At 64.4% G+C, this 26,235-nt stretch carries 25 protein-coding genes; 11 read left to right on the top strand and 14 right to left on the bottom strand.

What is annotated here, in order from left to right; all coding sequences use genetic code 11:
* Positions 1 to 50 precede the first annotated feature (50 nt).
* Positions 51 to 575, bottom strand: a complete 525-nt coding sequence (locus ACN9M1_RS13190; protein WP_426395027.1) for a TlpA family protein disulfide reductase — start codon at positions 573 to 575, stop codon at positions 51 to 53.
* A gap of 62 nt (positions 576 to 637) precedes the next feature.
* Positions 638 to 1,321 (bottom strand): UDP-N-acetylmuramate--alanine ligase, encoded by a 684-nt coding sequence (locus ACN9M1_RS13185; RefSeq protein WP_426395025.1) that lies wholly within the window; start codon positions 1,319 to 1,321, stop codon positions 638 to 640.
* A 78-nt stretch (positions 1,322 to 1,399) separates the two neighbouring features.
* Here ACN9M1_RS13185 and mpl point away from each other — a divergent pair, with 78 nt between their 5' ends.
* The 7 genes from mpl (at position 1,400) to mtgA (ending at position 8,880) form a co-directional block, all read left to right on the top strand.
* Positions 1,400 to 2,773 carry a UDP-N-acetylmuramate:L-alanyl-gamma-D-glutamyl-meso-diaminopimelate ligase gene (gene mpl / locus ACN9M1_RS13180; RefSeq protein ID WP_426395024.1) on the top strand — a complete coding sequence of 458 codons (1,374 nt, stop codon included), beginning with the start codon at positions 1,400 to 1,402 and terminating at the stop codon, positions 2,771 to 2,773.
* Between the two features lie 7 nt (positions 2,774 to 2,780).
* Entirely contained in the window at positions 2,781 to 3,407 is a 627-nt protein-coding gene (locus tag ACN9M1_RS13175; protein ID WP_426395022.1) for a YqiA/YcfP family alpha/beta fold hydrolase, read from the top strand.
* Positions 3,404 to 3,982: a chorismate--pyruvate lyase family protein gene (locus ACN9M1_RS13170; protein WP_426395020.1), complete on the top strand. Its 579-nt coding sequence runs from the start codon at positions 3,404 to 3,406 to the stop codon at positions 3,980 to 3,982. Before ACN9M1_RS13175 ends, ACN9M1_RS13170 begins: the two co-directional genes overlap by 4 nt.
* A gap of 153 nt (positions 3,983 to 4,135) precedes the next feature.
* Positions 4,136 to 6,259 carry a ribonuclease catalytic domain-containing protein gene (locus ACN9M1_RS13165; RefSeq protein WP_426395019.1) on the top strand — a complete coding sequence of 708 codons (2,124 nt, stop codon included), beginning with the start codon at positions 4,136 to 4,138 and terminating at the stop codon, positions 6,257 to 6,259.
* Between the two features lie 53 nt (positions 6,260 to 6,312).
* Positions 6,313 to 7,227 (top strand): energy transducer TonB family protein, encoded by a 915-nt coding sequence (locus tag ACN9M1_RS13160; protein ID WP_426395017.1) that lies wholly within the window; start codon positions 6,313 to 6,315, stop codon positions 7,225 to 7,227.
* Positions 7,228 to 7,238: 11 nt separating this feature from the next.
* The gene (gene aroE / locus ACN9M1_RS13155) at positions 7,239 to 8,156 is read left to right on the top strand and encodes a shikimate dehydrogenase (RefSeq protein ID WP_426395015.1); all 918 of its coding nucleotides are present in this window, start codon (positions 7,239 to 7,241) and stop codon (positions 8,154 to 8,156) included.
* Between the two features lie 19 nt (positions 8,157 to 8,175).
* Complete coding sequence (mtgA, locus tag ACN9M1_RS13150; RefSeq protein WP_426395013.1) at positions 8,176 to 8,880, top strand: monofunctional biosynthetic peptidoglycan transglycosylase; 705 nt, start codon at positions 8,176 to 8,178, stop codon at positions 8,878 to 8,880.
* A gap of 27 nt (positions 8,881 to 8,907) precedes the next feature.
* On the opposite strand, the gene corA is transcribed toward mtgA, so the two are convergent.
* Positions 8,908 to 9,870, bottom strand: a complete 963-nt coding sequence (corA, locus tag ACN9M1_RS13145) for a magnesium/cobalt transporter CorA (protein ID WP_426395011.1) — start codon at positions 9,868 to 9,870, stop codon at positions 8,908 to 8,910.
* 208 nt (positions 9,871 to 10,078) lie between these two features.
* Between corA and pyrF the strand changes: the two genes are divergently transcribed.
* Positions 10,079 to 10,894 carry an orotidine-5'-phosphate decarboxylase gene (gene pyrF, locus ACN9M1_RS13140; protein ID WP_426395010.1) on the top strand — a complete coding sequence of 272 codons (816 nt, stop codon included), beginning with the start codon at positions 10,079 to 10,081 and terminating at the stop codon, positions 10,892 to 10,894.
* On the opposite strand, the gene ACN9M1_RS13135 is transcribed toward pyrF, so the two are convergent.
* The 4 genes from ACN9M1_RS13135 to thiL are packed head-to-tail and all read right to left on the bottom strand — an operon-like array spanning position 10,875 to position 13,282.
* Entirely contained in the window at positions 10,875 to 11,138 is a 264-nt protein-coding gene (locus ACN9M1_RS13135; protein ID WP_426395008.1) for a hypothetical protein, read from the bottom strand. The two genes, pyrF and ACN9M1_RS13135, sit on opposite strands and share 20 nt — an antisense overlap.
* A 16-nt stretch (positions 11,139 to 11,154) precedes the next feature.
* Positions 11,155 to 11,655 carry a CinA family protein gene (locus ACN9M1_RS13130; RefSeq protein ID WP_426395007.1) on the bottom strand — a complete coding sequence of 167 codons (501 nt, stop codon included), beginning with the start codon at positions 11,653 to 11,655 and terminating at the stop codon, positions 11,155 to 11,157.
* Positions 11,656 to 11,687: 32 nt separating this feature from the next.
* Positions 11,688 to 12,278, bottom strand: coding sequence for a phosphatidylglycerophosphatase A family protein (locus ACN9M1_RS13125; protein WP_426395005.1), 591 nt, complete (start codon positions 12,276 to 12,278; stop codon positions 11,688 to 11,690).
* A complete protein-coding gene (gene thiL / locus ACN9M1_RS13120; RefSeq protein ID WP_426395003.1) occupies positions 12,275 to 13,282 on the bottom strand; it encodes a thiamine-phosphate kinase in 1,008 nt (335 codons plus the stop codon). Before thiL ends, ACN9M1_RS13125 begins: the two co-directional genes overlap by 4 nt.
* Positions 13,283 to 13,522: 240 nt before the next feature.
* Between thiL and ACN9M1_RS13115 the strand changes: the two genes are divergently transcribed.
* The 3 genes from ACN9M1_RS13115 to ACN9M1_RS13105 all read left to right on the top strand — a co-directional run bounded on the left by ACN9M1_RS13115 (position 13,523) and on the right by ACN9M1_RS13105 (position 17,399).
* Positions 13,523 to 15,868, top strand: a complete 2,346-nt coding sequence (locus ACN9M1_RS13115; protein ID WP_426395001.1) for an NADP-dependent malic enzyme — start codon at positions 13,523 to 13,525, stop codon at positions 15,866 to 15,868.
* 467 nt (positions 15,869 to 16,335) lie between these two features.
* Complete coding sequence (locus ACN9M1_RS13110) at positions 16,336 to 16,767, top strand: ribonuclease (RefSeq protein WP_426394999.1); 432 nt, start codon at positions 16,336 to 16,338, stop codon at positions 16,765 to 16,767.
* On the top strand, positions 16,764 to 17,399 hold the full coding sequence (locus tag ACN9M1_RS13105) for a barstar family protein (RefSeq protein ID WP_426394997.1): 636 nt from the start codon (positions 16,764 to 16,766) through the stop codon (positions 17,397 to 17,399). Before ACN9M1_RS13110 ends, ACN9M1_RS13105 begins: the two co-directional genes overlap by 4 nt.
* Positions 17,400 to 17,486: 87 nt before the next feature.
* On the opposite strand, the gene araH is transcribed toward ACN9M1_RS13105, so the two are convergent.
* The 7 genes from araH to ACN9M1_RS13070 all read right to left on the bottom strand — a co-directional run bounded on the left by araH (position 17,487) and on the right by ACN9M1_RS13070 (position 26,174).
* Positions 17,487 to 18,497, bottom strand: coding sequence for an L-arabinose ABC transporter permease AraH (gene araH, locus ACN9M1_RS13100; RefSeq protein WP_426394995.1), 1,011 nt, complete (start codon positions 18,495 to 18,497; stop codon positions 17,487 to 17,489).
* A 27-nt stretch (positions 18,498 to 18,524) separates the two neighbouring features.
* The gene (gene araG / locus ACN9M1_RS13095; RefSeq protein ID WP_426394993.1) at positions 18,525 to 20,057 is read right to left on the bottom strand and encodes an L-arabinose ABC transporter ATP-binding protein AraG; all 1,533 of its coding nucleotides are present in this window, start codon (positions 20,055 to 20,057) and stop codon (positions 18,525 to 18,527) included.
* A gap of 69 nt (positions 20,058 to 20,126) precedes the next feature.
* Positions 20,127 to 21,131 carry an arabinose ABC transporter substrate-binding protein gene (locus tag ACN9M1_RS13090; RefSeq protein WP_426394991.1) on the bottom strand — a complete coding sequence of 335 codons (1,005 nt, stop codon included), beginning with the start codon at positions 21,129 to 21,131 and terminating at the stop codon, positions 20,127 to 20,129.
* A 56-nt stretch (positions 21,132 to 21,187) separates the two neighbouring features.
* Positions 21,188 to 22,126, bottom strand: coding sequence for a Gfo/Idh/MocA family protein (locus ACN9M1_RS13085; protein WP_426394989.1), 939 nt, complete (start codon positions 22,124 to 22,126; stop codon positions 21,188 to 21,190).
* A 2-nt stretch (positions 22,127 to 22,128) separates the two neighbouring features.
* A complete protein-coding gene (locus tag ACN9M1_RS13080) occupies positions 22,129 to 23,058 on the bottom strand; it encodes a dihydrodipicolinate synthase family protein (protein ID WP_426394987.1) in 930 nt (309 codons plus the stop codon).
* Between the two features lie 41 nt (positions 23,059 to 23,099).
* On the bottom strand, positions 23,100 to 24,422 hold the full coding sequence (locus ACN9M1_RS13075) for an MFS transporter (protein WP_426394986.1): 1,323 nt from the start codon (positions 24,420 to 24,422) through the stop codon (positions 23,100 to 23,102).
* Between the two features lie 15 nt (positions 24,423 to 24,437).
* Positions 24,438 to 26,174 carry an IlvD/Edd family dehydratase gene (locus tag ACN9M1_RS13070; protein ID WP_426394985.1) on the bottom strand — a complete coding sequence of 579 codons (1,737 nt, stop codon included), beginning with the start codon at positions 26,172 to 26,174 and terminating at the stop codon, positions 24,438 to 24,440.
* Positions 26,175 to 26,235 lie beyond the last annotated feature (61 nt).

Here is a 26,235-nt window from a genome sequence, read left to right as displayed (position 1 = left end):
GAAGAAGGGGATTTACGCGCACATGGCCGACATATGACGTTTTTGAACCTTCACGTGCGTTGCAGCGCGTCCCGCAGTTCCTCAGCATGCACCCGGCCCATCTTTCGGAACGTGATCTCGCCGTGTGCATTGAGGATCACCGTAAACGGCAGACCGCCCACTTCGTTGCCAAACTGGCGCCCCAGTTCGGTGCCACCAAAGCCCGCCACGGCGATCGGGTACATGACCGGCACCTTGTTCAGGAACGTCTGAATATTGGCGGCGGTATCGATGCCGATGCCAACAAACTTTGCTTTGGCCTTTTGCTCCTGGGCTAAAGCAGACAGTTCCGGCATCTCTTCCACGCAAGGACCGCACCATGGCGCCCAAAAATTGATCACCACGGCTTGGCCCCGAAAGGCTGCCAGGTCCAGTGGCGTGCCGTTGGCATCGGGGAGCTTGCTGCCGTAAAACGCGGCGACCGCGTTGTCGGCAGGCGTTTTCGGCGCCGTGGTGCGATGCCCAGCGTAGACGCCCAGCGCCGCGGCAATCAGGCCGACGATCAGCAGGGCAATCAGGGTGGTGCGGCGGGACATGATGTGCGGTCTCTCTATATAGACAGAGGCGAAGCGTGCGGGATTGTACTCCTGTCGGCTGGCTACCCCGTCGAAAGCAGGGCGCGTACCGCCGTGGCATCCCCGCGCTGCGCTTTGCCGCTGGCATCGGCGCGTCGGGCGCCCCGCACGTCATTCATGTCATACAGGGCGATGTGGACGCCGACCGGTGTGCCGGTTTCCGCGCGCAACTCGCGGGCCAATTCCCGCGACTCGGGGCCCCCAGGCCATTGGCCGCGCCATAGAAAGCTCAGCGTTTCGACCTCTTCGCGACCCGTGCGGCCGGCAAAATGGGCGCTTTCGGTGGTGTCGAAATCCACGCCGGCATTGAGCAGGAAGATCGCCACATCCTTCGGGCTGTCGCAAAAGACTTGCAGGTGGATGTCGGAGTGCTCGCTGGCGGTGCCGTTGAACACGGCGCCGGCCAAGTACGGGTGATACGTCTCCAGCCCGTCCATCAGCACCAGGGCGATGCGGCGCAGCAGCGCCAGCACGCGCGGTTGCGATTCGGCCTGGAATAGCGCCTGATATTCGCGGACTTCCGTTTCGACCTGTTCGTTATCTGGCAGCCACTCGCCGGCGGTGCGCGATTCCGTGCCGAGGACCTGGCGCGCGGCCTTGCGCTTGGCGGTGGCGTAGTCGGCACCATCCTCCGCAATCATGCGTGCGGCGACGGCGGCGATTTCCTCCCGCACGCGGGCGGGATCGAGGGGGGAGCGTCTGGACATGGCTCTATTTTACTGAAGCGCGCAAGCCGGCCTGAAGCGGCAGGTACAATGCCGCGCAACGAAGTTGAGATGGCTCCCATGCATATCCACATCCTTGGAATCTGCGGCACCTTCATGGGCGGCATTGCCCTGATCGCCCGCCAGGCTGGTCACCGCGTCACCGGCAGCGACGCCAACGTCTATCCTCCGATGAGCACCCAGCTCGAAGCCCACGGCATCGAGCTGATTGAGGGTTTCGCCCCCGAACAGCTCTCGATCGGTGCGGATCTGTACGTGATCGGCAACGTGATCTCGCGCGGCAACCCGCTGATGGAAGCCATTCTGGATCGCAACCTGCCGTACATTTCCGGCCCGCAATGGCTGGGCGATAACGTCCTGCGCCAGAAGTGGGTGCTTGCCGTCGCAGGTACGCACGGCAAGACCACGACCACGTCGATGCTCGCGTGGATTCTGCAGGACGCCGGCTACAACCCCGGTTTTCTGGTGGGCGGCGTGCCGCGCAACTTCGGGCTGTCGGCACGGCTGACGGAATCCGACTTCTTCGTCATCGAGGCCGACGAGTACGACACCGCGTTCTTCGACAAGCGCAGCAAGTTTGTCCACTATCGCCCCCGTACCGCCATTCTCAACAATCTTGAATTCGATCACGCCGACATCTTCCCGGATCTCGCAGCGATCGAAACGCAATTCCATCATCTCGTGCGGACGGTGCCCGGCCAGGGCCGTCTCCTCGTCAATGGCCGCGAAGACAGCTTGAAACGGGTACTTGAGCGCGGATGCTGGTCCGAAGTCGAGTCGTTTGGCGCAGAAGGCGCCGCGGGCTGGAAGATCGCCAACCTAGGCGACGATGACAGCTTTGAGGTCGCCTTCAACGGCCAAACGCAGGGCCGAGTACGGTGGGCGCTCCAGGGCGACCACAACCGCATGAACGCGCTGGCTGCCATTGCCGCCGCCCGTCACGTGGGTGTGCCGGCCGCGCAGGCCATTGAAAGCCTCGCCCGTTTCGAAAATGTGAAACGCCGCATGGAAGTGCGCGGCACGGTCAACGGCATCACCGTCTACGACGACTTTGCCCACCACCCGACGGCCATTCGTACGACGATCGAAGGCTTGCGCCGCCGTGTTGGGTCGGGCCGCATCCTGGCCGTGCTGGAGCCGCGCTCCAATACGATGAAGCTGGGCGTGATGAAACAAGCACTTCCCGACAGCTTGTCGGGGGCCGATCAGGTCTTCGCTTACGGCGCCGCCAACGGGCGCGACGCCATCGGCTGGGATCTGGCCGGTGCGCTCGCTCCGCTGGGCGAACGCGCCACGGCGTTTTCGGACTTGGCGGCCTTGGTGGACGCGGTGACGGCTGCTGCGCGCCCGGGCGACCACGTGCTAGTCATGAGTAATGGCGGGTTCGGGGGCGTGCATCAAAAGTTGCTCGACGCGCTGGGCGCTGCCAACTGACTCCGATATGTCAGCTTCCATCGTCTATCTGCACGGATTTCGCTCCTCGCCGCGCTCGTTCAAGGCCCAGTTGTTGGGCAAGCGCATGGCCTCTATTGGGCTGGCGGACCGGTATGTGTGCCCGATGCTGCCAGTCTCGCCCCGCGAGGCAATGGTGGAAGTTGAGGCCTTGCTCGCTGAGCTAGGTACGCGGGACGGCGCCAAGCCGGTGCTGATCGGCTCGTCGTTGGGTGGCTATTACGCCACGTGGTTGGCGGAGCGCCACGGCTTGCGTGCCGCGATGCTGAACCCGGCCACGCGCCCGGAGCGCGATCTCGCCAAGTACGTGGGCGAACAACCGCTTTGGCACGGGGGCGGCACGATTCGCGTCGAGCCGCACCATCTGGACGAGTTGCGCGCCCTAGCCGTGCCCACCATCTCGCAACCCGAGCGCTATTATCTCCTTGCCACTACCGGCGACGAGGTGCTCGACTACCGCGAAATGCTCGCCCACTTCCCTGGCGCCACGACCCGGCTGATCGAGGGCAGCGACCACGGCATCAGCGATTTCGCCCAGTACATGGACGAAGTGCTCGTCTTCTGCGGCGTTCCTGCCGATTTGCTGGTCGCGCATCCATTCGATAGCGCGGCATGACGGAATTCCCGTCGTATCCGCGCAGCCTGTGGCGTAGTGCGTTGCCCCCTGCCGTCGTCTACGGACGGCATTGGGCGCGCTGGGCGGTCGGCGCCGATTCCCTGACCGCGCGCCTGCGGGCCGCATCGTCGAGTTTTCGCGTGCAACTGCTCGGTCAGCATCGGGCGATGCCGCTGCGCGATGAGTGGCGTTGCCTTGGCATGGTGGGCCCGGCGGAAACGCTGGTTCGCGAAGTTTTGCTGGTTTGCGACGACATTCCCGTGGTGTATGCGCACACCATCGTGCACCCGCGCAGCGTGGCACTGGACTGGCCGTTCCTGAAAGCGTTGGGGACCCAGCCGCTGGGGCATTCCCTCTTTGCCGATCCGCGTGTCGAGCGCGGAAGGTTCGAGTTTGCACTGTTGGATGCGCGCCACCCGCTGGTCCGCCGCGGGCACGCTGCACTGGGTGATGCGCCGATAACGGGCACAGGACGGCTGCCTGCTCGCCGCTCGGTGTTCCGGCGTGGCGCGAGTGCGATGCTGGTGACGGAAGTTTTCCTGCCGGCGCTGGCGGATTTCCACCCGCCCCAGTAAGCGTATTTCGCGGGCCGGGCGGCCGGCCAGTGCGGTATCATCGCCCCCAACTTTTTGTCGCCGCGCGCTGGGCCTTCGGTGCCCGAACAGGCGGCTTATTCACCTCATTCAAAGCGGCGCGCTGTCGTGTGGCGCCGCCATCCAGACAAATCCATGCAGTTGCTGTTTGAAGAAGGCGGCGAGATCCGCGCGGGCACCGTGTTGTCCCAGCAGGGCGAGGCCTATCAGGTTGAATTGCCGAGTGCCAAGCGCACCAAGGTCAAGTCGCGCGATGTGTTGCTGCAGTTCAACCAGCCCTCGGCCAGCGAGCTGTCGAAGGCAGCGCAGGTGCTGTCGGCGGACATCGACCTGGATTTCCTCTGGGAATGCGCACCCGCCGATGAGTTTGGCTTTACCGATCTTGCGGGCGAATACTTTGGCGCCGGTGCCGACGCCACCCAACAAGCCGCGCTCGCGATCGCGCTGCACGGCTCGCCTGTTTACTTCCGGCGCAAAGGACGCGGCCGCTACCAGCGCGCGCCGGAAGATCAGCTGAAGGCTGCGCTGGCCGGGCTGGAGCGCAAGAAGCAGCAGGCCGCCCTGCAAGCCGAATACGAAGCCGAGTTGAAGGCGATGCGCTTGCCCGAGGCATTCCGAGGCAAGACCCTGCAGCTGTTGTTCAAACCTGACAAGAACAGTCTGGAGTACAAGGCGCTCGATGCGGCATGCACGGTGCTCGGCCTGTCGCCGATGCGGCTGATGGTGGCGGTCGGCGGTGTCGCCAATGCGCGCGCGCTGCACGAGGCCCGCTTCCTGTCGGAGTGCTTCCCGAAGGGCACCGGCTTCCCCGATGTGACTGTGCCGGAACCCACGCTGGCGTTGCCGGCGGCGGATGTGCAGGCCTTCTCCATCGACGACGTCACCACCACGGAAATCGACGACGCCATCTCCGTCACGCCCATTGACGATGCCACGGTGCGCATCGGCATCCATATTGCGGCGCCAGGCTTTGGCATTCAGCGTGGCGATGCGTTGGACGCCATTGCCCGCCAGCGCCTGTCGACGGTGTACTTCCCCGGCGACAAGATCACGATGCTGCCGGAGTCGGTGGTCGATCGGTACACGCTGCAGGAAGGGCGTGCGTGCCCGGCGCTGTCGCTGTACGCGACGGTGGACCGCGCCACGTGGACGGTCACGGCCAGCGAGACGCGCTGCGAATCCGTAACGGTGGCGGCCAACCTGCGCCACAACTTGCTCGACGACGTGATCACTGCCGAGGCACTGGCCGACGGCTCGGGCGAGTACCCGTTCAAGGCCGAACTGGCGGTGCTGTGGCCGTTCGCGTGCGCGCTGTACGACGGCCGCCAGCAGGCACGCATTGCCAGCGGCCTCAAGCCCGAAGGCGCGCAGAAGGGCGATTATTCGTTCTATATCGACCCGATTCCCGAGGCCGAACGCGGCGAGGGTGACACAACTGAGCGTGTCCGGATTGAACAGCGCAAACGTGGCTCGCCGCTGGACAAGATCGTCGCCGAGATGATGATCCTGGCCAACAGCACGTGGGGCCGCATGCTGGCCGACGCCGGTGTGCCAGGCATCTACCGCACGCAGAAGGCGTGGGGCATGCACCGCACGCGCATGCAGACGTATCCGGCGCCGCACGAAGGGCTGGGCGTGGCGCAATACGCGTGGAGCACGTCGCCGCTGCGCCGCTATGTTGACTTGGTCAACCAGTGGCAGATTGCTGCCGTGGCACAGCATGGCGTGACCGCCAAGCTGGTCGCCCCGTTCAAGCCGAAAGACGCCGACCTGCTGGCTGCCGTGGCCGACTTTGAAGCCACCTACGCCGCCTATGCCGAGCACCAGTCGACCATGGAGCGCTACTGGTGCCTGCGCTGGCTGAAGCAGGAAAATCGCACGCGCATGCAGGCCGTGGTGCTCAAGGACGGCGCTGTGCGCTTCGCCGAGATTCCGTTGGTGACGAAGGTGCCGGAATTGGCGCAGACACCGCGTGGCACACACGTCGTGCTCGATATTCTGGACACGGACGAGATCGGTCTGGAAGTGTCGAGCCGCGTGGTGGAAATCCTCGCGCCCGCAGCCGATGCTCAGGCAGAAGCCGAGGCCATCGAAGAGGAACTGGCTGAGGCGGAAGCCGATGCGTCCGACGCGCCGGCCGAGCCGCAACCGGCGGCCGACGGGGAAGAGGCCCGCGCGGAAGCCGCCGCTGTTCCTGATTCTGCTGTGGCGCCGCCGCCGCAGGGCGACGAGAGCGGTGGAACGCCTGCCGCCGCCTAACTACAATCTCAGTCTGACCGTTATCTCGCGCATCACCCCAGGAACCGACCCCCATGGCCGCCCTCGCAAACCGTCCGGACTGGTCCGGCAGCAGCACGCTTACCAAGGCGCTAGTGGTGTCGCTGGCCGTGCATGTGCTGCTGCTGTTCGTGCGCGTGGTGGCGCCCGAGGCCTTCGACATCAAGCGCGATGATCCCGGACTGGACGTGGTGCTCGTCAATGCCAAGTCCTCCACGGCGCCGTCCAAGGCGACAGCCGTGGCGCAGGTCAACCTGAACGGCGGCGGCGAGTACGATCAACAGCGCGCCACCACACCGCTGCCGGCGGATACGAACGAGCAGACCGGCGATTCCATCAAGCTCACGCAGCGTCGCCTCGAGTATCTCGAACAGGAGCAGCGCCGCCTGCTCACGCAGTCGAAAGACCGTGCGCCGCTGGTCAATGATCGCCAGGTCAAGCCGGGTGAGCGCCCGCAACCGTCGCCCACCAATGGCACGGACGACCGCACCACCCAGGATGAAATCGCCCGCCTGCAGGCCGAGATCGACCGCAACCTCGAGAACTACGCCAAGCGCCCGCGCCGTAATGTGCTGACCGCCGCCAGCGCTCGCCAGGTGGACTACGCCCGTTATTACGACGCCGTGCGCCGCAAGATCGAAACGCGCGGCACGGCGAATTTCCCCAGCCAGAATGGCCACCCGCTGTACGGCGAGTTGATCCTCGTCATCAGCATCAACCGCGAGGGCCAGCTTGGTTACAACCAGGACGGCTACAAGATCGAAGGCATTGAAGTGGCCAAGAGCTCGGGCAATCCGGCGCTGGATCGCCAGGCCGTGGCCATCGTGCGGTCTTCCTCGCCGTTCGGCACCTTCCCTGCGGAGATGCGCAAGCGCGTCGACATTCAGGATGTCGTCGCAACGTTCAAGTTCACCCGAGCAGGGCTGGAAACTCACCTGCAGACCCGCTGAGGTCGTTGTTTATGCCGTCGTCGTTTCAAGAGGCCATCCTCGCTGCTGCGAGTGCGCCCCCCACAGATCGCTATGGCGTGATCGGCAACCCGATCTCGCATAGCAAGTCGCCCACCATCCATGCCGCGTTTGCCCAGCAGACCGAGCAGCTCATCCGCTACGACCGTATCTACGCCGAGCTGATCGCGTTTGAAGAAACCGTGCTGACCTTCGTGCGCGAAGGCGGGCGTGGGCTCAACGTGACGGTGCCGTTCAAGCTCGATGCGTATGCGATGTCGACCTCGCTGTCGCTGCGGGCCGAATCGGCCGGCGCGGTCAACACGCTCAAGTTCGACGGTGACGAAATCTTTGGCGACAACACCGACGGCGTTGGCCTGATGCGCGACATCACGCACAACATCGGCAATGCGCTGCAAGGCGAGCGCGTGCTCCTGCTGGGTGCCGGCGGTGCAGCCCGCGGTGTGTTGCTGCCGCTGCTGGAACACAAGCCGGCGCGCGTGTTCGTCGCCAACCGCACGGCCGATCGCGCGAACAAGCTGGTCGATCGCTTCGAGGTCTCCGCCAAACTGCACGAGGTCGAGTTGGTGGGCGGCGGCTACGATGAGCTTGCCGTGGATGACGTGTTTGATGTCATCATCAACGCCACGGCCGGCAGTCTGCAGGCCGTGGTGCCGCCGATTCCCTCCACGGCGTTCGGCCCCAATGCCTTGGCCTACGACATGATGTACGGCTCGCGGCCGACGGTGTTCATGGAGTTCGCCAAGCGCAATGGCGCACGTGCCTGGGACGGCCTCGGCATGCTGGTAGAGCAGGCGGCGGAATCGTTCTTCGTCTGGCGCGGCGTGCGTCCGAACACGGCGCCCGTGCTGCTCGCCATGCGCGAAGGGCTGCAGGGCGAGGCCGCGGTCGCCGCGCGCGCCCAGCGCTGAACAAGAGCAACATCCCGCGATGATGCGTTGGCTCGGCTATGTGATCGGCTGCTTCGTGGCAGGCGTGGTCGCGCTCAACCTGTACTTCTTTGCGACCATCGCCAGCTGGCAGGTGTTCGCGCCGTCATCCACGGCATTCATGCGCGCCGAGCGCATGCGCCTGTGCGGTGCCAACGTCTTCACCTGCAAGATCGATCATCGCTGGGTCAACTACGACCAGATCTCGCGCAACCTCAAACGCGCCGTCATCGCCAGTGAAGATGCCGACTTCGTCTCGCACAGCGGCTGGGAAGTCGATGCCATGCTTGATGCATGGGAGAAGAACAAAAAGCGCGGTCACGTGGTCGCCGGGGGTTCCACCATCACGCAGCAGTTGGCCAAGAATCTGTTCCTCTCGGGCGAGCGGCATTACCTGCGCAAGGGCGAAGAGCTCGTCATCACCTGGATGCTCGAATTCTGGCTCGACAAGGAGCGCATCCTCGAGATCTATCTGAATTCAGTGGAGTGGGGCGAAGGCGTGTTCGGTGCAGAAGCCGCCGCGCAGCATTACTTCAAGCGCCCGGCTTCGCAATTGACGGTGGGGCAAGCGGCGCGCCTAGCGGCAGCGCTGCCCGCGCCCAAGTGCTTCGACAAGAAGAGCTACTGCGCCAATGTGCACGTCAACTTCACGCGCAAGGCCACCGTCATCGCCAACCGCATGGGTTCCGCCACGCTGCCGGACTGATCCGGCTACGGCTACAGCGACAGGCGCTTACTTCAGCCAGCCCTTGCGCCGGAAATACAGTAGCGGAATCGCCGCCGACACGATCATCAGGCCAATCGCATACGGGTAGCCCTCGGCCCAGTCCAACTCCGGCATCACCTTGAAGTTCATGCCGTAGATCGACGCGATCAGCGTAGGCGGCATCAGCGCCACCGACACCACCGAGAACAGCTTGATGATCTTGTTCTGGTTGATGTTGATGAAGCCGACCGTGGCATCCATCAGGAAGTTGACCTTGTCCGACAGGAACGCCGTGTGATTTTCGATGGAGTCGATGTCGCGCAGCACCTGGCGTGCTTCGTCTTGCTGATCAGTCGAGAGCAACTGGCTGCGCAACAGGAAAGAGATGGCGCGGCGCGTGTCCATCACATTGCGGCGGATGCGGCCGTTCAGGTCTTCCACGCGCGCGATGATTTCCAGCACGTCGGCGGCGGCGGCATCTGTCACTTCATCGGCCAGCACGCGTTTGCTGGCGTCTTCCAGCCGTTCGTAGACTTCTTCGATGGAGTCCGCCGAGTACTCCGCGTCGGTGGCGTACAGGTCCATCAACACGTCTTTCGCATTGCGCACGGAGCCTGGGCGCAGCCGAGCACGCATGCGGACCAGGCGGAAGGCCGGCAGGTCTTCATCGTGGATGGAGAACAGCACATCCTTGGTCAGCACGAACGCCACGCGCACGTTGCGCGAGGTGGTCTCTTCGTCGAGCAGGAAATCGGTACGGATGTGGATGTGGCCGTCTTCGCCCTCGAAGTACCGCGCGGAGGCTTCCAGGTCCCCCAATTGCTCCAGCTCGGGCAGGACCACGCCGTAGGTTTCCTTGATCCAGGCCAGCTCTTCGTCGTCCGGGTCGATCACATCGATCCAGATCGGCTTGTGCTGCAGCAATTCGCAACGTTCTTCGACCTGTTCTTGCGCGAGACGGCCTTTGTGCAGAACGAACAGGTTGAGCATGGGGAAATTCCTAAAACGGTAGGGGGCGGGCGAAAAATCGCGCCGAGTGTAGCGTAAAGACGCGGCGGGTTCAGCCAGAAACCGTGACATGATGCGCACGCGTGGGGCTGATGCCACGCGCATGAAGCTGCCGCCCCTCGGCCGCCCGGCGAGTAAAATGCGAAGAAGTCATGCGGCAGCCCGGCCGCGTCCTCACATTCTCAACACCATGCGATTCACCGAACAACTGGCTGCCGCCTGGCAGCGCAACAACTCCCTGCTGTGCGTCGGGCTTGACCCAGACCCGGGGCGCCTGCCAGCGTCGTTGACCAGCACGGGTGGGGCGATCTTCTCGTTCTGCCGCGCCATTGTCGACGCGACTGCCGACTTGGTCTGCGCCTTCAAGCCGCAGATCGCCTACTTCGCCTCGCAGCGCGCCGAAGACCAGCTCGAGCAACTCATCAGCTACATCCACGAGGCGTATCCGGGCATCCCGGTCATCCTCGATGCCAAGCGCGGCGATATCGGCTCCACCGCCGAGCACTACGCCAAGGAAGCCTTCGAGCGCTATCAGGCGGATGCCATCACCGTCAGCCCGTACATGGGCTTCGACTCGATGCAACCGTACCTCGCGCATGCCGACAAGGGCGTGATCGTGCTGTGCCGCACCTCCAACGCCGGCGGCAGCGATGTGCAGTTCCTCGAAACGGGTGGCCGCCCTGTCTACCAGGTTGTGGCCGAGCGCGCGCGCGACGTATGGAACACCAGTGGCCAGATGGGCCTGGTGGTAGGGGCAACCTTCCCGGAAGAGATCGCCAAGGTGCGCGAGATTGTCGGCGATATGCCGTTGCTGATTCCGGGCGTCGGCGCCCAGGGCGGCGATGTGGAAGCGACCGTACGCGCTGGCCGCACCGCGAATGGCACCGGCATGATGATCAACTCATCGCGCGCCATCCTGTACGCCAGCAGCGACAGCGATTTCGCCGATGCTGCCCGCGAGGTCGCCCAAGCCACCCGCGACCAGATCAATCAGTTCCGCAACTGATCGACACTGTCGGTCCGGTTGCGGCGAGAGCGAGGACGCCATGACCACGCACCCGCATCATCCTGCCGCCGGGACCCACCGCGAGGAAACCGGCAAGGATCCGGACCGCAAGCTCGAGAAAGAGCGTGACGATACGCACGAGCACGAAAAGACGCGTCGCGATCATGACCGTGACCGTCGTCACGAGCACGACCACGAGCATCAGCCGGAACACGATCACGACGATCGCCGCCGGCCGGATCATCCCAGCGAAATCTAGGTCAGGACTCCGCCGAGGCCAGGAAATCGAGCAAGCCGCGCAGCGCATGCTCGGCGGCCTGCAGGCGAACCTGTTTGCGGTCGCCCTTGAAGTGGCGCGTTTCCACGCGGGTTTGCAGGCGGTTGCTCCAGCCGAAGCAGACCATGCCGACGGGCTTGTCGGGCGTGCCGCCCGTGGGGCCCGCCACGCCGGTAATCGCCACCGCCACCTGTGCGCGGCTGTTGAGCACCGCGCCTTCGGCCATCGCATGCGCCACCGGCTCGCTCACCGCGCCGTGCTCGCGGATCAGCGCCGCCGGCACGCCCAGCATCTGCGATTTGGCCTCGTTCGAATACACGACGAAGCCGCGCTCGAACCACGCAGATGAGCCCGATACGTCGGTGATGGCGGCAGATACCAGCCCGCCGGTACACGATTCGGCGGTCGCCGCCATCAGGCTACGCTTGTGCAGCGTGTCGCCAACCAGTTCGGCCAATTGAGCCAGGGCGCGGGTTTCAGCCATTGCAGTACCTTTCGGGCTTCAGACTTCGGACTTCAGAACGAGCGCCACAGCGCAAACACGAGCAGCGTGTAGAACGCCGCCAGGATGTCGTCGGCCATCACGCCATAGCCGCCGCGCAGGCCGAAGCCCTTGAGCTTGCGGTCGTAATACCGGATGGGTGCGGGTTTGACCATGTCGAAAAAGCGGAACCACAGGAAGGCCGCAAACTGCCCCCCCAGCGTGGTCGGCGTGACAAACGCCAGCACCAGCCAGAACGCGATGATCTCGTCCCACACCATGGCACCGTGGTCCGCGACACCCAAGTCGCGCGAGGTGCGCGCGCATGCCCAGATGCCAACCACAAAGCCGACGGCGGAGATGAGCAGCCACCCCGGCCCGGAAATCCACCGCGCCAGCACCGCGTAGATGAGCCATGCGTACAGCGTGCCCATCGTGCCCGGCATGATGGGCGACAGCCCCGACCCGAACCCCAGCGCCAGAATGCGCGCCGGATGGCCGAACATGAAGCGCGCCGTGGGGCGGCGCACTTGCGCCGTCTGGCCGGCTTCGAGCACGACGGATTCAGGCTGGCCCGGCGTGTTGGAAGGCGAGGGGGGCGGGGGGAACGGTGCAGAAGACATCATGATGCGGACGAAAAATGATCGAAGCTGCCGTGCGTGAACGTAATGGGCGCGCCTTGCCTGTCCACCAGGCGCAACCCCGCTTCGGCGTCGATATGGCCGATGCGGGTGACAGCAACGCCCGCTTGTTTGCCCGCGGCGAGCACAGCGTCGCGCGCCTCGGCGGGAGCGGTGAAGCAAAGTTCGTAGTCATCGCCGCCTGCCAGCGTGCATTGCAACTGGCGGGCGGCGGGTTGCGCGGCCAGCGTTGGCGAACGGGGCACGCGGTCCACGTCGACGGTCGCCCCGACGTGCGACTGGGTGAGGATGTGTCCCAGATCCCCCAACAGGCCGTCGGAGATGTCGAGCGCCGCGCGGGCAATGCCACGCAATGCCAAGCCGAGCGCGATACGTGGCGTCGGCCTATCCATACGCGGCTGCACGTGGGCGAGCATCTCAGACGTCAGCGGCCACTCGTTGCGCAGGGCGCCCAGCGCGAGCCGCGCATCGCCAACGGTGCCGGAGACCCAGAGGTCGTCACCCGGCTTGGCGGCGTCGCGGCGCAGCGCCACGGTGGCGGGTACGTCGCCGAACACAGTCAGGCTGAGGGTGAGCGGCCCGCGCGTGGTGTCACCACCGATGAGTTCGCAGTGAAAGGCGTCGGCCAGCGCGAGCAAGCCTTCGGAAAACGGTTTGAGCCAAGCGGGATTGGCCTCGGGCAGCGCTAGCGCCAGCGTAAAGGCACGCGGCTCTGCGCCCATGGCGGCTAAGTCGGACAGGTTGACGGCCAGCGCCTTATGTCCGAGTGCGCGAGGCTCCGCATCCGGGAAGAAATGGCGGCCGGCGACCAGCATGTCGGTGGAGATCGCCAGTTCGTGGCCGGGGCGCGGTCCAAGCAGGGCACAGTCGTCACCCACCCCCAGAATGGCGTGACGTGCCGGACGCGTGAAATAGCGCCGGATCAGCCCAAATTCGGACAATTCGGCGGGCTGATCAGCGGAGTTGGCGGGCGCAGGGGGCTTGGACACGGCAGCGGCGATGGAAAAGAAGGGGTGACCCCGATGGTGCCGTGACAGGACGGTGGAATATTGTAGCGAATGCGCATGGCAGTCCCACCCAAATTCCCGTTGTGAGATCAGTTTTCACTATATAAAATGACGGGCCCAAGGAGGCGGACCGTAATCCCGTGACCCTCATGTGGTTTCCCGGTGGCCCGCTAGATGCGACGGCCGGCGCGTGCGCCGGTCACCCGATACGAGAGACACCTCATGACCACGGTGGATACCCAGCCTCAACAGCCCGCCCGCACGGACGAAGAACTCAAGGCGCAGCAACGCGCCGCCCTGCGTAAAGCCGCGCTGGAGTATCACGAGTTTCCGACCCCGGGCAAGATTTCCGTCACGCCCACCAAGCCGCTGTCGAACCAGCGCGACTTGGCCCTGGCCTACTCCCCGGGCGTGGCCGCAGCCTGCGAAGAAATCGTCGAAGACGTTGCCAACTCGTTCCGCTACACCGCCCGCGGCAACCTGGTCGGCGTGGTGACCAACGGCACGGCTGTGTTGGGCCTGGGCGACATCGGCCCGGAAGCCTCGAAGCCGGTGATGGAAGGCAAGGCCGGTCTGTTCAAGAAATTCGCTGGGATCGATGTGTTTGACATCGAGATCAATGAAAAAGACCCGCAGAAGCTGGTCGATATCATCGCCTCGCTGGAGCCGACCTTCGGCGGCATCAACCTGGAAGACATCAAGGCACCGGAGTGCTTCTTCGTCGAGCGCGAGCTGCGCAAGCGCATGAAGATCCCCGTCTTCCACGATGACCAGCATGGCACGGCCATCGTCGTGGGCGCGGGCATCACCAACGCGCTCAAGGTGGTCGGCAAGGACATCAAGAAGGTCAAGCTGGTCGCGTCGGGCGCAGGCGCTGCGGCGCTGGCCTGCCTGGATCTGCTCGTCGACCTGGGCCTGCCGCGCGAAAACATTTGGGTGACGGACCTGGCCGGCGTGGTCTACGAAGGCCGCACCGAACTGATGGACCCGGATAAGGCCGTCTTCGCGCAAAAGACGGATCTGCGCACGTTGGCCGAGGTGATCGACGGTGCTGACATTTTCCTGGGCCTGTCCGCTGCTGGCGTGCTCAAGCAGGACATGGTCAAGAAGATGGCGGACAAGCCGATCATCTTCGCGCTGGCCAACCCGAACCCGGAAATCCTGCCGGAACTGGCCAAGGAAGTGCGCCCGGACGTCATCATGGGCACCGGCCGCACCGACTACCCGAACCAGGTCAACAACGTCCTGTGCTTCCCCTTCATCTTCCGCGGCGCACTGGATGTGGGTGCAACCACCATCACGCGCGAGATGGAAGTGGCTGCCGTGCACGCCGTGGCGGAGTTGGCTCGCCAGGAGCAGAGCGACATTGTCGCCTCGGCCTACGGCATCCAAGATCTGTCGTTCGGCCCCGAATACCTGATCCCGAAGCCCTTCGACCCCCGCCTGATCGTCAAGATCGCGCCGGCTGTGGCGCAGGCCGCCATGCTCTCGGGCGTGGCACAGCGTCCGATCGAAGACATGGACGCCTACCGTCAGCACCTGCAGCAGTTCGTCTACCACTCCGGCACGCTGATGAAGCCGATCTTCTCGGCCGCTCGCAAGGTGCCGATGGAGCACAAGCGCATCATCTTTGCCGAGGGCGAAGAAGAACGTGTGCTGCGTGCCGTGCAGATCGTTGTGGATGAAAAGCTCGCCAGCCCCATCCTGATCGGCCGCCCGAGCGTGATTGCCCACCGCATCGAACGCTTCGGCCTGCGCCTGCGTGAAGGCGTGGATTTCACCGTGGTGAACCCCGAGCACGACGAGCGCTTCCGCGACTATTGGGAGACGTACTACAAGCTGATGGCGCGCAAGGGCGTGACGCCGCAATACGCCAAGCTGGAAGTGCGCCGCCGTTCGACGCTGATCGGCGCCGTCATGATCCACAAGGGCGAAGCCGATGGCATGATTTGCGGCACGGTCAGCACCACCGCTGCGCACCTGCGCTACATCGATCAGGTCATCGGTGGCACGAACTGCGTGTACGCCGCCATGAACGGTCTGGTCCTGCCTGGCCGTCAGATCTTCCTGACGGATACGCACGTCAACGTTGATCCGAGCGCCGAGCAACTGGCCGAGATCACCATCATGGCTGCCGAAGAGTTGTGCCGTTTCGGTATCAAGCCGAAGGTTGCGCTGATGTCGCACTCGAACTTCGGTTCGTCAGAGGCGCCTTCCGCCGTCAAGATGCGCGAAACGCTCGCCATCCTGCGCGAACGTGCTCCGAATCTGGAGGTGGATGGCGAGATGCACGGCGACGCCGCACTCGACGAGAAGCTGCGTGATGCGCTGGTGCCGGACTCGACGCTCAAGGGTGAGGCCAACCTGTTGGTCATGCCCAACATCGACGCCGCCAATATCGCCTACAACCTGCTGAAGACGACCGCCGGCAACAATATCGCGATCGGCCCGATCCTGCTGGGCGCCAAGAAGCCGGTGCATATCCTCACGCCGTCTGCCACAGTGCGACGCATCCTCAACATGACGGCGTTGACCGTTGTGGATGCGGCTGCACAAGCGCAGCGCTGATCGACACTGCACCAAAAAAGGGAGCGCACGATGCTGCGCTCCCTTTTTTGGGCTTGCTAAGTGTGCGTGCGCTTACATTTGTTCTATCTCAATCGTGGCTTCGTAAACCCCTTCAAGACTGTGTCGCCGGTTGATTGTTGTCATCGATGAGCGTACCCTTACGGGCTGAAGGGGTGCTTCTGAGCACATGAGGTCCGTACCGGGCCAGACGCGGTCTGAGGAAGCAGTTTTCCATGCACACGTCTGACCAAGTCACCTCGGTTGGTGCGCGCAATTTGCTGGCGGAAGGATTCCCCAAGTCTTCGGCAGTCGCCCGACTTGTCATTTTTCCCGCAAGCTTTTTACGCATTGAGCCGCTTCGCTTTTCAGCTGCAAACCGGCCGTCCGTTTTCTATTGGATGGCCACCTGCGCTTGTGACCTGCGCCGGTCTGTCCGGCTGGCGCGATTCTCCCGTTAGGGCCTGCTGATGACAAAGCGACTTGGAGCGTGGATCGGCCGCTCCGTATCTCAGGCAGTGGTGCGTGGCGCGCTGGCGGCAACGCTTGCGTTGGCCGTGGTCGGGGTGCCTACCAACGCGGTTGCCCGGGACACCACCGGCATGTCTGCCGTCGTGGGAACCATTCGCTCAGCAGACTTGCCCAATGAGGCGCAGCGCACGCTGACATTGATCGAGCAAGGCGGCCCGTTCCCATATGGGAAAGATGGCACCACGTTCGGCAACTATGAGCGACGTTTGCCAGCACAGCGGCGCGGGTACTACCACGAGTACACCGTCAAGACGCGGGGGGCGCGCAACCGGGGTGCGAAGCGCATCATTTGCGGCGGCGATCAGCAGGCGGCCAACGACTGCTACTACACGGAAGATCACTACAACAGTTTTCAACGGATACAGCGATGACGACCAACATGTTTGGGCTGGACGACTCGCTCACCGCACGCGATGAGCGCGTGGCCCGCGAGGTGTGGCACAAGGCGCAGAATCTGTACGATGGCGTGGTGGGGATGCAATCCCTGAGCGCACGCGTCGGTGGCGCGGCCAAGTTGCCTCAGAACGCGCCGCAAAATGCACCGCACAACATCATGACGCAGGACATCACCAAGACGGACGACGACGGAGCGCGTGAAGACGCCATGAACCTGTTCAAGACAGTGCGTCCGAATATCGTGCAATCGATCCGCGCGTTCCGTGTGGCGGATCTGGCGGAATCGGCGGCCAGCCTCGGCCAGCATTTCCTGTATGCGAACTGCGCGGCGGCAACGACCAAGAGCGAAGTGCTCGACGTGATCGCGCGCGAATTCCTGTTCCCCAAGCACTTCGGCAAGAACTTCGACGCGCTGGCGGATTGCCTGACCGACATGATCTACAAGGCGGGGCCGCAGCCGGGCTTCGTGATCGTGCTGGAGGGCCTGCCGTGCCAGCCGAAGTTCGACAAGGAAGCGCGGGAGGTGCTGCTGGATGTGTTCCGCGATGCCGCGGAGTTCTGGGCGGAGCGCAAGGTGCAGTTCCGCGTGTTCTACTCGTTCGCGTGAACTTGCTGGCCGATTGAATATCGGCGTTTGAATAAAAAAGCCCGCAATTGCGGGCTTTTTTGTATCTGGCGCGGAGCGTTGTGCGACTCAGCTTGCGCGCTTGTTGCGGCGGATGCGATCAAACCACACCGCCAGCAGCAGGATGCCGCCGCGGATCAGGTACTGGTAGAACGTCGGCACATTCATCAGGCTCATCGCGTTTTGCACGGAGCCCATGATGAGCACGCCGACCAGCACGCCCGACACCGTCGCCACCCCGCCCGTCAGGGAGACGCCGCCCAGCACGCAGGCGGAAATCACGCCAAGCTCCAAGCCGACCGACGTTTTCGGATCGCCCAGGCTCATGCGCGAGGCCAGCATCACGCCGGCAAAGCCTGTCACCAGGCCTTGGAGCACGAACACGGCGATCTTGATGCGTGTGACTGGCAAGCCCGCCAGCAGCGCCGCTTCTTCATTGCCACCGACGGCCAGTACGTTCTTGCCGAAGACGGTTTTCTTGAGTAGGAAGCCGAACAGCACAAAGCCGATGATGTTGCTCCAGATCGGGTACGAGATGCCGAGGAAGGCGCCGCCACCCAGGTCGAAGAAGCTTTCTTCCGAGATCATCACCGCGTCGCCGTTGGAGGTGATGTAGGCGAGGCCGCGCACCACTTCCATCATGGCCAGCGTGACGATCAGCGAGTTGATCTGATAACGCGCGACCAACACGCCGTTGACCAAGCCGACCAAGCCGCCGGCCAGCACGCCCGCCGCCACGCCGAGCGTCACGCTGTGCGTGGCCGTGATGAGCGTGGAGGCGACCACGCCCGCGAACGCGACGATAGACGCGACAGACAGGTCGACCTCGCCGAGGGCGAGCACGAACATCATCGTCACCGAGATGGAGCCGATGAGCGTGACGGAGAGCAGTAGGCCCTGGATGTTGCGGCTGCTGAGAAAGCCCGGCACCGTGAACGCCAGCGCGGTGAATAGCAGGAGGAACACCAGCACGATGCCCGAGCGGTTGAGCAGTTCCCAGGTGAGGGCGGCGCGGCTGGGCATGCCCGAGGATGCCAGTGGCGGACCGCCCGCCACGGATTCGGTGGATTGCGTTTGCATAGGATCGGTTTCCATGAGTGACGCGCTTTAGCGCGGCAGTGCGAGTTTGATGAGCGTGTCGGGCGAGGCCTGCTCCCGGGGCAGATCACCGACGATGCGGCCTTCTTTCATGACGACAATGCGGTCCGCCACGCCAATGACTTCAGCTAGGTCGCTCGACACAACGATGACGGTGCGTCCGGCTTCGGCCAGGCCGTAGAGCAGGCTGTAGATCTCGCTGCGGGCACCGACGTCGATGCCACGCGTGGGCTCGTCCATCAGGAAGACGTCGATGTCTTCGGCCAGCCAGCGCGAGAGGATCACCTTCTGCTGATTGCCGCCGGAGAGCTTGCCGATCGGCGTATCGCCATTGCGTGTCTTGATGGCGAGCTTGTCGATAAACGACTTCGTGGTCTGCGCTTCCTGCCGGTTGTTCAGCACGTTGAAGCGGCTGAAGTGGCGCCGGCAACTGATGTTCAGGTTGTCTGACACCGAAGCGATGGCGACGATGCCTTCCTGCTTGCGGTCTTCCGGGCAGAGGGCGACGCCGGCACGCACCGCATCGCGCGGCGTGTTGAACTGCACGCGTTTGCCTTTGAGGTGGACTTCGCCGGCGGTCGGTTTGACTGCGCCGTAGAGCAGCTTCATCAATTCCGAACGTCCCGCACCGACGAGCCCGAAGAAGCCGACGATCTCGCCCGCGCGCGCGGTGAAGGAGGCCGGTTCACGCAGGCCCGGGCCCATCAGGCCGCGCACGTCGACCTGCACATCGCCAAGCGGGCGTGGCCGGTAGCCGTAGACGTCCTGGATGTCGCGGCCGACCATGCCGCGGATCAGTCGTTCGCGGTCCAGGCCCGAACCCGCATCGAACGTGTCGATGCGCCTGCCGTCGCGGAACACGGTCACGCGGTCGCACAGCTCGTAGACCTCTTCCATGCGGTGGGTGACGTAGATGACTGCGCGGCCCTCAGCCCGCAGCGCGCGGATGATGCGGAACAGCTGCTGCGTCTCGCGGGAGGACAGCGAACTCGTCGGCTCATCGAACGCAATGACGCGCGCGTCGCGCATCAGCGCCTTGCCGATTTCGATCATCTGGCGCTGGCCGATCGACAACTGCTTGACCGGCTGGTTGGGGTCGAGCTTCTCGCCGAGCCGCTCCAGTTCGCGCAGCGCACGGGCGATCAGCGTTTTCTCATCGAGCACGCCAAAGCGGTTGGGTAGCGCGCCCAGCATCAGGTTTTCGGCCACCGTCAGTTCGGGCACGAGGTGCAGTTCCTGATAGATGATCGCGATGCCGGCTGCGATGGCCGCACGCGTGCTCGTGAACTGCTGCGGCACGCCGTCGAGCGACAGCGTGCCGGCTTCCGGCTGATTCACACCCGACAGCACCTTGAGCAGCGTCGACTTGCCGGCGCCGTTCTCGCCCATCAGGCCGTGTACTTCGCCACGGCGGATGTCGAGCGAAACATGGTCGAGCGCCAGCACGCCGGGAAAGCGCACAGTGATGCCGTCGAGCTTCAGATAGGCACCGTGTGGAGCTCCGTCAGGCGCGCCGGCTTCATCAAGTGATAGGACTGTCATCGATTGCTCTTTGCAGATGCACGTGCGGCGCGATGCGGTGGCTACAAACCGCTCGCGCCGCGTGTTGCATCAAATACCGAGTTCTTTGCGGACGTCTTGCCAGTTGCTGCGCGTCATCAGCTTGCCGGTGGTTTGCGTGTCGGCCGGCGGTTGCTTGCCGCCCTTGATCCAATTGACGAGGTTGGCGGCGCTGTCCTTGCCATGGTTGGTCGAACTCACTGCGATCGTGCCGAAGAAGCCGGTCGGTTCCTTGCGCTGGAATTCGGCAAACGCCTCGCCGGCGCCGTTGATGCCCACGCCGATCACGTCGGCTGCGGGAATCTTCAACTGCTCGGTCGCGCGCACGCCGCCGAGCACGGTTTCTTCGTTGAGCGCGAAGATCACCCATTTCTTGATGTTCGGATGCTGCGCCAGCACCGGTGACGCGGCATTGAAGCCGCCCGCGTCATCGGTGGTCTTTTGCGGCGCGTCGAAGATGTTCTCTTTCTTGAAGCCACCGGCCAGCAGCGTTTGCGTGGCCCCGTCGGTGCGCAGCTTGGCGGTCGGCAACTCGTAGTTGGTGATGCGCAGCGCGCCGACTTCCTCGGGCTTCCAGCCGCGGCGCTTCATCTCGTCGGTAATGGCCTGGCCAACCTGGTTGCCGATCTTGAACGCCGACATGCCGAGGTGCGGCACGTTGGCCAGCGGCTTGCCGGACGAGTCGACGAGCTGGTCGTCCACGGTGACGAATTTCATGTCGTACTTCTTGGCGCGGGCGGAAATGGCCGGTCCCAAACGCACATCGGGCGCGCAGATGACAAAGCCCTTGGCGCCTTGCGCGCCGAGGTTGTCGATGGCGGACAGCACCTTTTCGCCATCGGGCGTGCCGATGTTCACGACCGAAAAGCCGTCTTTCTGGCCGAGCGCAGTGGCGGCCTTTTGTTCGTTGATGAACCAAGCCTGCTCGGGCATCTTGACCAGGAAGCCGATCTTGAGCGGCTCGTCGGCATGGGCGGGCAGGGCGGCAGCCAGCGGCCCCAGGCACAGGGCGGCGGCCATGGCGGATAGGGTCAGCCGGCGAAGTTTGCGTTGCATGGTTTGTCTCCTCGTTGGTATGGCTCTAGTGGCACCACGTAAATGGGTGGCGGATATCAGGGCACGAACGGCTCGACCAGATGGCGGCGGCCGAGCAGCATGGCATCGGCCACGTGCTGCAGCGGGCGGACATCCACGTCGCTCTCGCCAGCGGCGATGAGTTCAAGAAAGCGGGCGTACAGGCTCGGGTATTCGCGCTCGGGGCCGACTTCGACTTCAACGCCGTCGATGGTCAACTGCTTGCCGCCTTGCGCAAGCCGCAGCGCGCCATCGCGCGTGGTGACGTCGATCTGCCAAAGCTCACCGGCGTCATGGCGCCAGTCGAATTCCGCTTGGATGTCGGTGCCATGGACATCGGTAAAGGCGAGGCTGGCCGCGATCGGCGTTTGCTGGTTGGCAGGCACCCACAGGTCGGCCGACTTCAGGAAGAACGCCTGCGGCAACACGCGCGTCAGGATCGACAACGCGTTGATGCCGGGGTCGAACACGCCGAGCCCGCCCGGCTCCCAGATCCATGCTTGGTTCGGGTGCCAGCGGCGCACGTCTTCTTTCCATTGCACGTTGACCGAGACGATGGACTGACTTGCCAGCCACGTGCGTGCCGCTTCTACGCCAGGCGCGTGACGCGAATGCCAGGACGCGAACAGTGAGCAACCATGCTGCTGCGCCAGTTCAGTGAGGATTGCCACTTCCGACACGCTCGCGCCTGGCGGCTTTTCCAGCATCACGTGTTTGCCGGCAGCGAGCGCGGCGCGAGCCTGCGCAAACCGCACCTGCGGCGGCGTGCACAGGGAGACGGCGTGCAACGCAGGCTCGACTGCCAGCATCGCTTCGAGCGTGGTGTAGTGCGTCAGGCCTTCAACGCGCGAATGCGGACTCGCGCAGGCCGCCAGCCTGAACCCCGGCTCCGCAGCCAGCGCGGGCAGGTGCTGATCGCGCGCGATTTTGCCGACGCCGACAATGCCGATGGCGACAGGTGTGGTTTCGCGGCGCATGGTCAGCGGCCCCAACGCAACACCAGCGGATCAAGTCGCCGGGCAATGTCGATCAGTTGTCGCCGTGTGTCCGGATGCATCGGCGGCAACGGATGGCGCGAGGCCTCGCAGGCAATCACGCCGCCTTCCTTCATCAGCGCCTTGGCGGTCAGGATCCCGCCCTGGCGGTTCTCGTGATTAATGAGCGGCAGCCAGCGCTGATAACGCTCGAACGCCAGATCCAGCTGCCCTTGGGTGTGTGCCTCGATGATCGGCCGGATGCCATCCGGAAACCCGCCGCCCGTCATGCTGCCCGTGGCACCGGCGTCCAGATCGGCCAGCAGCGTGATGGCTTCTTCTCCATCCCACGGGCCTTCGATGGCGTCGCCGCCCAGACGGATCAGTTCACGCAGCTTGGCCGCGGCACCGGCGGTTTCCATCTTGAAGTACGACACCTGCTCGATCTCGCGGGCCATGCGCGCGAGGAAGGCGGGCGACAGCACCGTGCCGCTGGCCGGCGCGTCCTGAATCATGATCGGAATATCGATGGCATCCGATACGCGCGCGAAGAACTCGTAGATCTGCGGCTCGGGCACGCGAAAGGTGGCGCCGTGGTAGGGCGGCATCACCATCACCATGGCGGCGCCCATGTCCTGCGCGCGGCGGCTGCGTTGCGCACAGACCTGCGTGCCGTAGTGCGAGGTGGTGACGATCACGGGTACGCGGCCCGCAACGTGTTCCAGCGCAGTGCGGGTGAGCACTTCGCGCTCGTCGTCGGCCAACGAGAATTGCTCGGAGAAATTGGCCAGGATGCACAGGCCATCCGAGCCGGCATCGATCATGAAATCGATGGCGCGCTTCTGGCTGGCGAGGTCGAGTTCGCCGGTTTCAGTGAACGTGGTGGGCACCACGGGAAAGATGCCTTGATAGCGCGGCTTGCTGTTGCGGGTCATGGAATCTGTGAGGTCGGAAAGTCAGCAGAAGAGGTTGCGGGTCAGTGCGCGGGCCGCGCCGTCAGCAGGGCGCGCACGACAAACGTCATCACCACGGCAAACACGAGCGCAGCGGCGAGGAAGTACAAGCCGGCAGACAGGCTGCCCGTGGCGTTCTTGATGAGGCCAATGCCATAGGGGCCGATGTAACCGCCCAGGTTGGCCAGCGAGTTGATGGTGGCGATCCCCACTGCGGCGCTCGCGCCGGTCAGGAACTGCCCCGGCAGTGCCCACACCACGGCCTGAATCGAATAGGCTGCGAATGCGAACAGGCACAGGCAGGCCAGTTGCAGCACGGGCGTTTGCGCCCACGCGCTGGCCGCCATGCCGAGCGCAGCGAGTGCCGACAGGATGGCGATATGCCAGTAGCGCTCGCCGGTGCGGTCTGAATGACGCGGCACGAGGAACAAGCCCACCACGGCAAACAGATAGGGCACCGCCGACAGCAAGCCCGTGGTGGCATCGCTCACGCCAAACTGCTTGATGATGGTCGGCAGCCACAGCGAGAGGCCGTAGATGCTCATCGGAAACGGCAGAAACAGCAGCGCCAGCATCAGCACGCGTACATCCTTGAGCGCCTTGAGCGGGCTGCCGTGCGACTTCAGCGCATAGGCGGCCTGGTCTGCAGCGAGTTCCCGTTCGATCCAAGCGCGGTCGGCCGCAGGCAGCCAGCGTGCGTGCGCGGGGGATTCCGGCAGCACGCGCAGTGTGGGCAGGCACAGCAGCGTGGCCGGCAGGCCGCTGAGTACAAACAGCGTTTGCCAGTTCGACATGCCAAAGAACCCCGGCAACGACAGCAGCCACCCCGCCATCGGCCCCGTGATGATGAGCGCAATGGGTTGCGCCAGCACCAGCAAGCCGACGATGCGCGCACGGTGGCGCATCGGAAACCACTTGGTCAGGAAATACAGGATGCCCGGGTACAGGCCGGCTTCCGCCGCACCCAGCAGAAAGCGCAGCACGTAGAAGCTGATGGGGCCGCTGGTCAGCGCCATGGCCATGGTGATGACGCCCCAGGTGAAGAGGATGCGCGCAAACCAACGGCGTGCGCCGAAGCGTTCCAGCGCCAGGTTGCTCGGCACCTCACACAGGAAATAGCCGACGAAGAACAGGCCCGCGCCGAGCCCGTAAGCCGCATCGCCGATACCGACTGCGGCATTCATATGCAACTTGGCGAAGCCGACCACGGAGCGGTCGATATATGCCACCACGTAGATCAGCGCGAGGAATGGCATGAGCTTGCGCGTGAGCATGCCGATGATGCGCTGCTCTTGCGATGCGTCGCCCGAAGCCGGAACGGCGCCTGCGGTCTGGGAGATCTCCATCTGTCTCGCCTCCGCTCAGTGTGAGTGGCGTGGCACGGCCGCGCCGCGGCATCCGACCAGGAAGTCGAGGTCGCAGCCTTCGTCGGCCTGCAGCACGTGGTTGACGTACAGGCGTTGGTAGCCGCCCGCCTCGCCGTGCGAACGCGGGGGCTGGTAGGCGGCCAGGCGCTGCGCGAGTTCTTCCGGGCTGATGTCCAGGTGTAGCGTGCCGGCTTCGCAGTCGAGTTCGATCCAGTCGCCGTCCTGCACCGCCGCCAGCGGTCCACCGGATGCGGCTTCGGGCGCCACGTGCAGCACCACCGTGCCATACGCGGTGCCACTCATGCGCGCGTCGGAAATGCGCACCATGTCCTTCACGCCCTGACGCAGCAGCTTGGGCGGCAGGCCCATGTTGCCGACCTCGGCCATGCCCGGATACCCCTTCGGCCCGCAGTTCTTCATCACCAGCACGGAGCTGGCATCCACCTCCAGCGTTTCGTCGACGATGCGTTCCTTGTAGTGCTCGAGGTTTTCAAACACGACGGCGCGACCGCGATGCTTGAGCAGCTCGGGGCTCGCCGCAGATGGCTTGAGCACCGCGCCACGTGGCGCCAGATTGCCGCGCAACACGCGAATGCCGCCATCGTCGATCAGCGGGTTGCTCAGCGGGCGGATGACTTCGTCGTCGGTGATGGGGGCGGCTTTCACGTTTTCCCACAGCGTCTTGCCGTTGACGGTCAGGGCATCGGGGTGCGGCAGCAGATTCGCCTCGCCCAGGCGGCGCAGCACGGCGGGTAGGCCGCCGGCGTAATAGAACTCCTCCATCAGGAAGCGGCCCGAGGGCATCAGGTCAACGATGGTCGGCGTGTCTTTGCCGATGCGCGACCAGTCTTCCAGCTCCAGCGGCACGCCGATGCGTCCGGCAATCGCCTTCAGGTGGATGACCGCGTTGGTCGACCCGCCAATCGCCGCGTTGGCGCGGATAGCGTTCTCGAATGCGGCGCGCGTGAGGATCTTCGACAGCGTCAGGCCCTGCAGCGCCATCTCGACAATGCGGATGCCGGACATATGCGCCAGCACGTAGCGCCGCGCATCCACCGCCGGAATGGCCGCGTTGTGCGGCAGCGAGGTGCCGAGCGCCTCGGCCATGCAGGCCATGGTGGACGCCGTGCCCATCGTGTTGCACGTGCCGGCCGAGCGCGACATCCCCGCTTCCGCCGACAGGAAATGATGCAGATCGATCTCGCCCGCCTTGAGCGATTCGTGCAGTTGCCACACCGCCGTGCCCGAGCCGATGTTCTTGCCATCGAGCTTGCCGTTGAGCATCGGGCCACCCGTCACGACGATGGCCGGCACGTCGCAACTGGCGGCGCCCATCAACAGGGCGGGGGTGGTCTTGTCGCAGCCGGTTAGCAGCACCACCGCGTCGATCGGGTTACCGCGAATCGCTTCTTCGACATCCATCGCCGCGAGGTTGCGAGTGAGCATGGCCGTCGGGCGCAGGTTCGACTCGCCGTTGGAGAACACCGGGAACTCCACCGGAAACCCGCCCGCCTCGTAGATGCCGCGCTTGACGTGCTCAGCCAGCTTGCGGAAATGCGCGTTGCATGGCGTGAGTTCCGACCACGTATTGCAGATACCGATGATCGGGCGGCCGTCAAATTCATGATCGGGGATGCCCTGGTTCTTCATCCAGCTCCGATACATGAAGCCGTTCTTGTCGGCAGTGCCGAACCATTGGGCCGAGCGCAGTTTGCGTTTTGTTTCCGACATGGGTGCGTGTGACGGACGTGGGGCGAGCGCGGGGCAGGCGCACCGACCGGCTGCGTGGCAG

Source organism: Ralstonia sp. R-29, assembly GCF_049913345.1.
Lineage (GTDB): Bacteria > Pseudomonadota > Gammaproteobacteria > Burkholderiales > Burkholderiaceae > Ralstonia.
The sequence above is the reverse complement of the archived record's forward strand: the minus strand, read 5'-3'. Positions and strand labels throughout refer to the sequence as shown.